The sequence below is a fragment of the Fibrella aquatilis genome, from assembly GCF_017353255.1.
Classification (GTDB): domain Bacteria; phylum Bacteroidota; class Bacteroidia; order Cytophagales; family Spirosomataceae; genus Fibrella; species Fibrella aquatilis.
In genome coordinates, this window is sequence record NZ_JAFMYU010000026.1 from 20,881 (window position 1) to 31,766 (window position 10,886).

The following is a 10,886-nucleotide window of genomic DNA, read 5'->3' on the forward strand; positions in this document are numbered from 1 at the left end:
CCTGAACACAAGGCCCAGGCTTTGATGCTACTAGAATCAGGTTGTGTTACTGGTAAACCACCGACTGTGGGTCGAAATTAACCCAGGCTTCAGTCGTGTAGTTCTTCTCAGCCGAAACCGCTCCTACAAACGTGGGCGTTTTGTCGATGAAGGCAGCGCCTAACTTGGCATTGGTATACGCAGCACCCGTTAAGGCCGGTGAGCCCGTGGCCGGTACGGCGTTGGTTTTCAGGGCGAAAGCGTCTGTCAAACCAAAGGCATCGGTGTTTAGCAACCGGCGGTTGTTGTTGGTGCGGAAGTAAGTGATAGGGCCAACGGCTGCGCCAAACGCCGTTGAATCTGGCCCTAGGGCGTTGACCGGTGTAAGGCTACCAGCACCAGCACCGCTGATGTACAGAATATCGCGGTTAAAGTTGGCCACATTGTTAACCGTCCCCGTCAGGTTGCCACCGATGATGTTGTTGGCGAATACGGCTTTGCCCGAAGCAAAATTGGCCGCTGTACCGCTGTAGTCAATCAGGATACCGGCGGGCCAGCCCATCACAATAGAGTTGAACAGGCTCAGGGCCGAGCTACGACGGGTATGGACACCCGCTACATAGTTGGCACTTGGAGCAGAGGCACCTGGGTTGGCCGCATTAGCTTTCACCACATAGGCCCCAGCAACTGTTGCACTCAGCGTAGTGGAGGTTGGCCCGATTAAGGTCATGTTCGAGAACACAACCGACGTTTGGGGTAGCTTCAGCGTGGTAGAAGCACCATTGGCTTCGTTGTCTGACTCAAAACCTTTTGAACCCGATTGGTCAGCAATGGTTAAGTCGCGTACACCCATACCGAACTGTACGTTGCCTGAATAACCGTTATCGGTGTCGAAGTCGTCATCAATACCCCGATAAGCAATCAAGTAGTTCAGGTTTACGTTGCCACCAAACCACTCGAATGAGTCGTCGTTGGCGTATGACACCTGAATGTGGTCTATTTTAGTGCCTGAACCAACGGCGTACAGTGATAAACCGTTGACTTCGTTGTTTGGCGACAGGGCTACACCAGCCCACTCGATCCGTACATAGCTTAGCACACCTGAATTATCGGCTGGGTCAGGTGCCAGTGCAGAAACGGCCGTAGTAGGCCCACCTTCTACCTTAGGAAGATCAGCTGCGTTGGTCAAGCCAGTGGCCAGGTTATGCGGCGCTTTTCCGCAGATAACCACCCCACCCCAGTCGCCAAGGTTCCGAAGGCCAGGGGCCAAGTTCGAGGTGAAAATGATGGGCTGGGCGGCTGTACCCTGCGCGTTGATTTTAGCACCTGGCTCAATAATCAGCGTACCTTTTGAGAGTTTGTCGCCCTTAATAACTGTGCCTGGTTCAATAGTGAGCGTAGCCCCGCTACGTACGTAGACAAAGCCGTTTAACAAATAGATCTTGCTGGCCGTCCAATTGGTGTTGGCGGTAATTTCGCCCGTCACGTTCACGTTGTCTTTCGTCACTATGGTCGTCACGTTAAACTGCGTTGTAGACGTTACGTTGCCTTTAGCATTCGTAATTGTGATTGGAAAGTTGCCTGTGATACCCGCTGGTACCTTTACCGTCAGTGCGGTGGTAGAGCCGCCGATCACATCGGCAGCTGTTGTGCCAAAAGTCACTTTATTGTTTGCAGGCGTGGCATCGAAGGCAGTACCGTTGATGACCACGGCATCGCCTGCTTTACCGGCACCCGGCGAAATGCTGGTAATGGCCAACACAGGATCGGGAACAGGGTCGGGATCTTTTTTGCAGGATGCCATAAACAGGCTGCCCAGCATCAGGAGGCTCACCACAAACCGAGCGTGGCGAAAAGACGTTTGAATACGGATCATTTGGTGAAATGAATTGGTTAATTCTCCCGCAAAGTTGACTAAGTAGTGGCGAACAAGAGGGATGCAATCGGTTATGAAATTGTTAAACAAAAAGACTTTGTCACCAGTGATACTACATATAAAATGGGCCATTTTCCCTTTCTGTTGGCCCATGCATGGCCTATTGGCCGGTTTCAATATTACCGAATTGTGAAAGCTCGTGGGTAGCTTATAGCATAGGCTGACCCGACTACGGCTCACCAAAAAGCCGCTCCTGAATGGGGGCGGCTTTTTGGTGCTGTACGAGATCAGCAGTAAGCTCAAATCTGTCTAAAATAACCGGTAGCGCAGACCCAGCGTGAAATAGCTACCCCGGCGGTAGTTCATAAACTTAGGGTCGGTGGCGCGGTCGAACTTGAGGTCTTTTTTATTGGGGTCGTCCTGTAGGTAGAGCACCGCCTGATTGAGCAGATCCGATACACCTCCGTTGACTGACAGCCGTTCTGTAATGTCGCGGCTAATGGTGAGGTCGATGGTGTGGCGGGGCATTTCCACCACTTCTGAATAAGGCGGGTTGGTGCCACTGCCCACAAACACGATGCGCGGGCCAAACACGTTATATAAGGCCGACACCTGCCAGCCTTTAGTGTTGTAGTACAGTCCGGTGTTCACTACATAGGGTGACTGTCCCTGCAACTGCCTGTTGGGCGTCCACGACGCTTTGCCGTCTACGGCTACTTCACTCTTAATCAGCGAGCCGTTGAAGAGCAGGGTGGCGTTAGAGAAAAACCGTCCTCCCAGGAAGTTCAACTTCTTGCGTATGTCGAGTTCCACGCCAGCTGCGTAGGCACTGGGCGCATTGATAAACGTAAACGCCAGGTTAGTGGTGTTAGCAATGCTCGACTCGATAGGGTTCGCGAAATGCTTATAGAATACACCAAAATGGACGTTCTCGCCATCAGACGGATAGTATTCATACCGCAGGTCGAAGTTGTCAATGTCGGCTACCTCGAGCAAATTGCCTGGCGTACCATTGCCACTAGCCGGGTTGTATAAAGAGCCGTAGGTCAGCGCGTTCAAGTCAAAATCGTAATAGACAAACGGTGCCCATTCCCTAAATTCGGGCCGGTTCAGTGTGCGGCCGTAGGCTGCCCGGATCAGGGCTTTTTCGGTCAGATTATAGCTTAAGTTGGCTGACGGTAGTAGCTTATCGGTTGTAATAGACCGGTTGATGGGTTCGCCATTTAAACCAGCCACGATAGACTGCACGTTGTGCTCGAAACGGGCACCTAGTAAGAGTTTTACTTTGTCGGTGGTGTAGTTAGCAGAGAGGTAACCGGCAGCCAGTTTATTGGCCGCGTCGTACGAATAGTTGGGTTTCACGCCTGGTCGGAGCGAGATACTGGCACCATCTTCTTCAAAGCCAAACCCAGAGCCGCGCTCTACGTTGGCGGTGTTGAAAATATCGCTGATGGGCTTGGCCAGCAGCGTATTGTAGTTGGGGTTAAGGTTCGACAGCGAGTAGCCGAACAACCGCGCCACAAACTGCCGGTCTTTGTTTTCTATGTACGTACCCGCCGCCAGTTCAAACTTGTCACTGAACTTCTGTTTCAGGTTCAGGTTCAGGCTGTAGATGTTCTCGTTCAGGTCCTGGTACAGCCGCGACCCAGAGAACAGGTTCACGCCGCTGGTAAACAAAATAGCCTGTTTGCTGGTGGCGTTGTACTCCTGCCGCCGCAGGTCAGGCTCCTTTTTGTTTGAAATTGCGTAGCCCAGTACCCAGTCGATAGAGAGGCCACTTTTATAGTTGATGTTGTGATTACCTGCCAGCTGCCCATTATACACCAGGCGGCTTTGGTAGCCCATCGAATAGCTGTATTTGGTCAGGTTTACGCCCTCTTCGTCAAACTGGTCACGTAGCGTAACCTGGTTGCGCGAGAGTTGGTTGAGCATGTTGCGGAACTCTAGTTTCGAGCCGTTGCCCAGCGAGAAGACAAAGTTTTGCAACAAACCCAGACGCACATTATTGCCAAACTGCCGGTCGCGGTTGAACACGTTGTTCTGAAACACGTCAAGCCGGTCAATGTTGAACGACGTGTTTGTATTCGAATAGCTAATGGCTGATAGACTCCCCAACGACCGGTTGCCCAGTTTCAGGCCCGTGAGGTAGCTGAGGTTAAACCGCAAATCGGGCATGGCCGGGCTGGTAGTGAGCGGATAGGTGTTCGGGAATGCTTTGGCCTGTGCCGTGGGGATTACACCGTTGGCATCGGGCGTTACTGCGGGCAACTGTCGGTCGGCGGCACCGAAGCCAAGCCAATCTTTGCTATACTTTACATCCTGCGTAAAATCGCTAAATGTGGTACCGGCCCGGTAGCCACCCGTAAACGAGATGTTAAGTGACCGTTCGGTAGAACTGGGCTGGCGGGTGTATACTTTCACCATACCCCCTGCGAAATCGCCGGGTAGTTCGGGAGCCGGTGTTTTGAAGATCAGCACCCGGTCGAGCAGGTTCGAAGGAATGATATCAAATGAAAACGCCTTCCGGTCGGTCTCTGACGAAGGGGCCACGGCATCGTTCAGCCATACCGTATTGTAACGGTCATTCAGGCCCCGGATGTTGATGAACCGATTGTCGACGATGGTTACACCCGGAATTCGGCGGACTACTTCGGCAGCATCGCGGTCCTGCGACTTAATGATCTGTTCGGCCGATACGCCGCTGACTACCTGTTGCGCCTGTCGGATCTGCGAGATAACGGCCACTTCGGTGTTGCTGGTGCGCGAGGCCCGTACTACCACTTCAATCAGGTTTTGCTGGTCGGTGGCCAGGGTAGTGTTGAGCAGGGTAATTTTGTCAGGCTCGACGGTGATGTTGGCCACTTCGCCCGTTTTGTAGCCCACAGCCGAGATGACGATAGTGTAGGTGCCCGCCGGTACCCGGTTGATGACAAAGTTGCCCTCAATGTCGGTGGCAGCCCCCTGGGTAGTGCCCTTCATCAGGACAGTAGCACCAATCAGTGCTTCTTTGGTCAGCAGGTCTGTTATCTGCCCTTTCACAATACCCGGCGTCTGCGCCTGAGAAACTAGTGAAAATAAAAGACAGCTGACATTTAGAAAGAAGCAGCAGATGTATTTTTTCATAGTAAAAATAGTTGATTATCAACTAATTCTGGTGTCAATTACTGGTTAGGCAAGCAAAGTCGAGAGTATGACTTTTTTTAGATTACCGTAATTTGCTGCAAAGGTATTGGCTCTCTCTCAGATGTAGATTAAGCCAATGTTATGTATTGCACATGGGTAGTCTATAGCTAGTTTGGCAGAAGGCGTATCCACATTATTACAAATGAAAATGGTTGCCTTTGTCTTCTTTCTACGTCATAACTAACTGAAGCCAGCGAGGCTCATCCCGGGCCTGTTCAATACCCATTTATGTTGTTTATGAAACACCGTATACCTTGTCTACTAACCTTTTTTCTGCTGATCTTTTGTCAGTCGATCCAGGCACAAACCACCCTCACTACGCTTCCGTTGCCCGTTACCAGTGTCTGCGCGGGGGCATCGCTTAGTATTGCCTTCACTCAAAGCGGCACCCTAACTGCTGGCAACATCTACACAGCGCAACTCAGCAGCGGCGGTGACTACACTAACCTGAGCAGCCTTGCCGCGCCCACGCTGGATGCCGCCACGGGGCAATATACCCTGGTGGCCACCGTGCCCGCGTCGGCCACGGCGGGGGGGGGCTATCGGGTGCGGGTAGTGGCCAGTAGCCCCATTGTGGTGGGGTCGGTGAGTAGCACCACACTTACGGTGCGTGCCCAGCCCGGTGCGCCCACGCTGGCCCTGCAACTGGTATCGCCCAACACCTACCAGTATACCTTCTGCCAGAACGACAAGGCCGTGCTGTTGTCAGACCTGGTTAATGCCGCTCCTGACAATTACCGGGTGCAGTATGACGTAGGCACCGGGCTGGCCCCCACGGCTCAGAAGTCGTTTACGGCCCCCACCCTGAACCCCACGCAGCCTGGCAAAGCCGTTTACAATGTCCGGTATGTGGTGATGGACGATAAAAAAGGCTGTAATCCGCCCGAACAAATCAGTTCAGTAGCCTATGTAGTGGTGGAGGTAAAACCCCGCCCTGCGCTGCCGTCGGTGGCTACCACGGCGGTGACGTATTGCCAGAGCCAATCGCCTAACCCCCTGACGGCCAGCCTTACCACGCCTGGTGCTGAGTTGACCTGGTACGATGCCAACGGCACGGCCCTCAGCGGCATCAGCCCCCTGCCCGCTACCAACCAGCCCGGCACGTTTGTATACCAGGCCGTGCAATCGCTCGACCGCTGCGAGGGGCCACGGGCCTCGGTCACGGTGACGGTAGCACCCGCCGCCGCCACGCCTACCACGTCGGCCACCCGCATAGACCTGTGCCGGGGTGCTACGGCCACGTCGTTGACGGCCACGGGCGCCAACCTGATCTGGACCGACCCCAACGGCGTCACGTCTACCGCCGCCCCCACACCACCCACCGTCAACGTGTCGAAAACTGCCGACGGCGATGTGTACTATGTGGTGCAACCCAATGCCAACGGCTGTACTAGTCAGCGGCTGGCCATTCGGGTGGTGGTGCAGGCGGCTCCTACGCTGGCTCTTACGGGTAGTGCCACGGCCAATTTGGGGCAGGAGGTACCCCTCAAGCTCGCCTTCACGGGGGCAGGACCGTACCGTTTCAAGCTCTCGAACGGCCTCAGCAGCACCGCCCAGCGCGACACTACCATTTCGGTGTTGCCCGAAAAAACCACCACCTACCAGGTAACCGAGGTAAGCAACACCTGCGGTACGGGACTGCCCGTCAGTGCCGTCACGATCACCGTGCTGGTGCCTACCATTCGTACGCAGGGTCTCAGTAGCAACAGCCTGTGTGCGGGAGCTTCGTTGCTGACCACTTTCCAGACCACCGGCTCATTCAACGCGGGCAGTACGTTCCGCCTGCAAATGGCCCGCCCCGTGACGGATACGGCCAGTGCCAGCTATGTCGACCTAAGTAATCTGTTGGCGGGCAACGGCCAGATTTCGGGCACCATTCCGGCCACGGCTACGGCGGGGACCTACTGGGTGCGGGTGGTAGCCACCAACCCTAAAATACCCATCAACGGCAGTATCAGCCCCACGCTGCTAAATGTGCAGGGCACGGCTACGGCCTCGCTCTCGGCCACACCCGCCACCATTTTGGCGGGTGAGTCTGCCAAGCTCGTGGTGACCCTAGGCGGCACTGGCCCCTGGACGTTTGCCTACCGCGACAGCACCGACATACCAGGCACCGGACAGACGATCACGACTAGCACCAGTTCCTACACCCTTGCCGTAACGCCCGCAAAGACAGTGGTTTATAAAATTTCGTCGGTGGGTAATGCCTGCGGTACCAGCACGGCTTCTCCGGCGCGGGCGCTGATTACGGTAAACCCTCTTTTGGCTACCGAACCGCTGATGGCTGGGGTGTCGGTGTTTCCGGTGCCCGCCACGGCCAGCCTCACGGTACACATCGACCCGGCGCTGCTCACCCGGCCCGCCACGCTTGAACTGGTCAACCTGGCCGGGCTGGTCACGCATCGGCAACCCACTAGCCAGCCCACCACATTGCTACCCCTCGACGGACAGGCGACGGGTTTGCTGCTGCTGCGGGTACAGGCGGGCGGACAAACAATGACCTATCGGGTGCTGAAACAATAGACTAAGCTTTACTGCCAATGACTACTGACCAACCACATAGCTCGCTTCCACAGAAAAGTGATCCGAGTAGGGTATTTCGTTGTGGGTGAGGAAGTTGGTGGCGCGGAGGCGGTCGGCGGTGTAGAACTGATTATCGATGCGGATGAAACGCGGTGCCCGGTTGAGCGACAGGCCAAAACCACGGCCGGCGTCTTCAAAGGCGTTGTGCAGCCGGTTGCGTAGCCGCTGGTAGACTACGCTGTAGGGTGTGTCGTTAAAGTCGCCGGTAACAATGGCAGGGTAGGGAGTAGTAGCTAGCAAGTCTTCAATCACCTGCACTTCACCCCGCCGCGACACAAAACCCGTTTTTAGCGCCCCCAACACCGACCGCGTTTCGGCCTTTACGCCCGCCATCTGATCTTCTTCAAACACCCGCCGCACCCGAATGCCCATCGATTGCAAATGCACGTTGATGATCCGGATTGTGTCGGTGCCTACCACAATGTCGGCCCAGACCAGGCCGTTGAACGAGTTGAATTGCTGGTGGCCCTGCCGCACGATAGGGTAGCGTGAAAACGTGGCCACGCCAATGTACTTGGCCGTAACAGGCTGTAAGAGAGCGGTGTACGTATAGCCCGCCTTAGCCAGTCGCCCGGCCATGTCGAAGGCCGGGGCTTCGGTGCCGGTATAAAATTCCTGGAAGCACTTGATGGGAGCCGGGTGCCTGATTATCCAGTCGGTCAGCAGGCGCGAGTTGCGGGGTTCGCGTTTGAGCTTGTCCTTGTAGAGGTCTTCCAGCCCAAACACCGACACGTTGTAACTCAACAGCGAAAAGGTCGTTTGGCCGGGGGCGGCAGGGTCGGGGTGGTCGAAGGAGAACGTGCGGGGCCAGAGCCAATAGCCTGCCAACAGAGCCACCACACTAAGTAAGCTGCGCCAGGGCCTCGAAAACAGCCACATCAGGCCCAGCACAATGAGCGCTACCCAGGCCACCGGCAACGAGATCATAAGCATACTCGCCGACCAGTGTTCGAGCGGAAGCCGGGCCAGCAGGTAGTAGACCAGTAGCGTATAGAAAAACACGCCGATGTGCACCGACCAAGCCAGCGACCTGGCTATAAACCCAAAAAAGCGGCCAATACGAGTGATGATAGACATGTAGTGATTTACGATGTATGATTTACGAATTACGATTGTTGCTTACGCGTCAGCTTGCTGTGGCGTAAATAGACGCGTAAGCAACAATCGTAATTCGTAAATCGTACATCGTAAATCAAAACCTTGCCTGCAAAGCTACAACACGCCCCCCGCCCCGCCGCCGTCCGGAGGTTGCTTTTCGCGGAATAAGGTGCTATCTTTGCGGCACTTAGCAACATCAGAACTGGTATAGCAAAGGGAGGGCACCTCCCTTTTTTAGTTGGTAGTAAGCATGAACGACGTAACCCATATTGCCGCCCTACTGCAACCGTTTTTGAACGATGGCGAATTCTACATCGTTGATATTCAGGTGGCTGGTCGGCAGGGGGGGACGCTGAAAGTAACGGTACTGCTGGATTCAGATGCAGGCATCACCATTGAAGAGTGCGCCCGCATCGGTCGGCAGTTGGGCAACCAGATGGACGAACAAAACTTCTTTGGGGAAGCTCCCTTCAACCTCGAAGTGTCGTCGCCCGGTGTCGATTTTCCGCTCACGCAGGTCCGGCAGTTTGCCAAAAACGTGGGCCGGACCCTGAAGGTGCAGTTCAAGGACGGGCCAACGCTGGTTGGCAAGCTCGAATCTGTCGATGATAACAGCCTGGTGCTCGACGTGCCCCCGGCTAAGATTAGTAAAACAAAACGCAAAACGATGACGGAATTGCCACCTGAAGGACCACAATCTGTTCAGTTGGACCAGATTCAGAAAGCGACCGTAGAAATTATATTTTAAGCCTGTGTTGGTCAACCCTAAACCCGTTGGCCGCCCGTTGAACCCCCACTAACTAACGTGAAAACCCAGACTAAAACGCCCCAGCCGTCGAGCAGTAGCCTGCTCATCGAATCGTTTGCTGAGTTTGCCCGGTCGAAGAACATTGACCGGCCTACCATGATCGCCATTCTGGAAGAAGTATTCCGCACCATGATTCGTAAGAAATATGGTACCGACGAAAACTTCGACGTGATCATCAACGCCGAAAGCGGGGATCTGGAGATGTGGCGCACCCGTGAAATCGTAGACGACAACTCAGAAGACATCTGGGATTATGACAAAATACCCCTCGCCGAAGCCCGCCTCATCCAGGCTGACTTTGAAGTGGGCGAACAAGTGGCCGAAGAGGTCAAACTAGACGATTTTGGGCGTCGGGTGGTGCAAACGGCCCGCCAAACGCTCATTCAGCGTATTAAAGATTTAGAAAAAGAACTGCTGTATCAGAAATACATTGATCAGGTTGGCGACCTGGTTTCGGCGGAAGTATACCAACTTCTGAAGGCCGAAATCATTCTGGTAGATGGAGAAAATAATGAGCTGAGTTTGCCCCGCAACGAGCAGATTCCGAAAGACCGTTACCGCAAAGGCGATCCGGTAAAAGCGGTCATCCACCGCGTCGACATGAACAACGGGACACCTAAAATTGTCCTGTCGCGTACCTCACCCGTATTTCTGGAGCGGTTGTTCGAATCAGAAATTCCTGAAATCTACGACGGCCTTATCTCCATCCGCAAGGTGGTGCGAGAGCCGGGCGAACGCGCCAAAGTAGCCGTAGAATCATATGACGAGCGTATTGACCCGGTGGGGGCTTGCGTGGGCATGAAAGGATCACGGATTCACTCCATCGTGCGGGAATTGGGTAACGAGAATATCGACGTGATCAACTACACCGAAAACCTCGAACTGCTCATCAGCCGCGCCCTCAGCCCGGCCAAAGTCAGCTCGATGAACATCGACCGGGAGGCGGGCCGCGTGGCAGTTTTCCTCAAGCCCGACCAGGTGTCGCTGGCTATTGGTAAAGGTGGTCAGAACATTAAGCTGGCGGGCCGGTTAGTGAATCTGGAACTCGACGTGTACCGCGAAAACGAAGGCCCCGAAGATGACGAAGACGTGGACCTTGGTGAGTTCCGCGATGAAATCGACGAGTGGATCATCGACGAGTTCCGCCGCGTGGGTCTCGACACCGCCAAGAGCGTGTTGGCCTTGAGCCGCGAAGAACTCGTACGCCGCACCGACCTCGAAGATGACACCATCGGCGAGGTAGTAGGCATCCTGAGCCAGGAATTTGAATAACAGTCTTCTGTTTACCGTCTTCTGTCTTCTGTTGGCTGACGCGAGTATTGCTGACGCGTCAGCCAACAGAAGACAGAAGACGGTAAA

At 54.7% G+C, this 10,886-nt stretch carries 6 protein-coding genes; 3 read left to right on the top strand and 3 right to left on the bottom strand.

Features of this window, described 5'->3' with window-relative positions; all coding sequences use genetic code 11:
* Nucleotides 1–46: 46 nt before the first annotated feature.
* A complete protein-coding gene (locus J2I48_RS23885; RefSeq protein WP_207338033.1) occupies nucleotides 47–1,855 on the bottom strand; it encodes a beta-helix domain-containing protein in 1,809 nt (602 codons plus the stop codon).
* Nucleotides 1,856–2,164: 309 nt separating this feature from the next.
* Nucleotides 2,165–4,978 (bottom strand): TonB-dependent receptor, encoded by a 2,814-nt coding sequence (locus tag J2I48_RS23890; protein ID WP_207338034.1) that lies wholly within the window; start codon nucleotides 4,976–4,978, stop codon nucleotides 2,165–2,167.
* 297 nt (nucleotides 4,979–5,275) lie between these two features.
* Here J2I48_RS23890 and J2I48_RS23895 point away from each other — a divergent pair, with 297 nt between their 5' ends.
* Complete coding sequence (locus tag J2I48_RS23895; RefSeq protein WP_207338035.1) at nucleotides 5,276–7,561, top strand: T9SS type A sorting domain-containing protein; 2,286 nt, start codon at nucleotides 5,276–5,278, stop codon at nucleotides 7,559–7,561.
* 21 nt (nucleotides 7,562–7,582) lie between these two features.
* Here J2I48_RS23895 and J2I48_RS23900 read toward each other — a convergent pair whose 3' ends face one another.
* On the bottom strand, nucleotides 7,583–8,698 hold the full coding sequence (locus J2I48_RS23900) for an endonuclease/exonuclease/phosphatase family protein (RefSeq protein WP_207338036.1): 1,116 nt from the start codon (nucleotides 8,696–8,698) through the stop codon (nucleotides 7,583–7,585).
* A gap of 271 nt (nucleotides 8,699–8,969) precedes the next feature.
* Between J2I48_RS23900 and rimP the strand changes: the two genes are divergently transcribed.
* Together rimP and nusA are read left to right on the top strand one after the other, a co-directional pair.
* Nucleotides 8,970–9,467 carry a ribosome maturation factor RimP gene (gene rimP, locus J2I48_RS23905; RefSeq protein WP_207338037.1) on the top strand — a complete coding sequence of 166 codons (498 nt, stop codon included), beginning with the start codon at nucleotides 8,970–8,972 and terminating at the stop codon, nucleotides 9,465–9,467.
* A gap of 57 nt (nucleotides 9,468–9,524) precedes the next feature.
* On the top strand, nucleotides 9,525–10,799 hold the full coding sequence (nusA, locus tag J2I48_RS23910; RefSeq protein ID WP_207338038.1) for a transcription termination factor NusA: 1,275 nt from the start codon (nucleotides 9,525–9,527) through the stop codon (nucleotides 10,797–10,799).
* The last annotated feature ends 87 nt before the right edge of the window (nucleotides 10,800–10,886 follow it).

Bases quoted from the DNA above. Each gene is read 5' to 3' on its own strand.
- J2I48_RS23890 (WP_207338034.1), bottom strand. From the start codon at position 4,978: ATGAAAAAATACATCTGCTGCTTCTTTCTAAATGTCAGCTGTCTTTTA.
- rimP (WP_207338037.1), top strand. From the start codon at position 8,970: ATGAACGACGTAACCCATATTGCCGCCCTACTGCAACCGTTTTTGAAC.
- J2I48_RS23885 (WP_207338033.1), bottom strand. From the start codon at position 1,855: ATGATCCGTATTCAAACGTCTTTTCGCCACGCTCGGTTTGTGGTGAGC.
- J2I48_RS23895 (WP_207338035.1), top strand. From the start codon at position 5,276: ATGAAACACCGTATACCTTGTCTACTAACCTTTTTTCTGCTGATCTTT.
- J2I48_RS23900 (WP_207338036.1), bottom strand. From the start codon at position 8,698: ATGTCTATCATCACTCGTATTGGCCGCTTTTTTGGGTTTATAGCCAGG.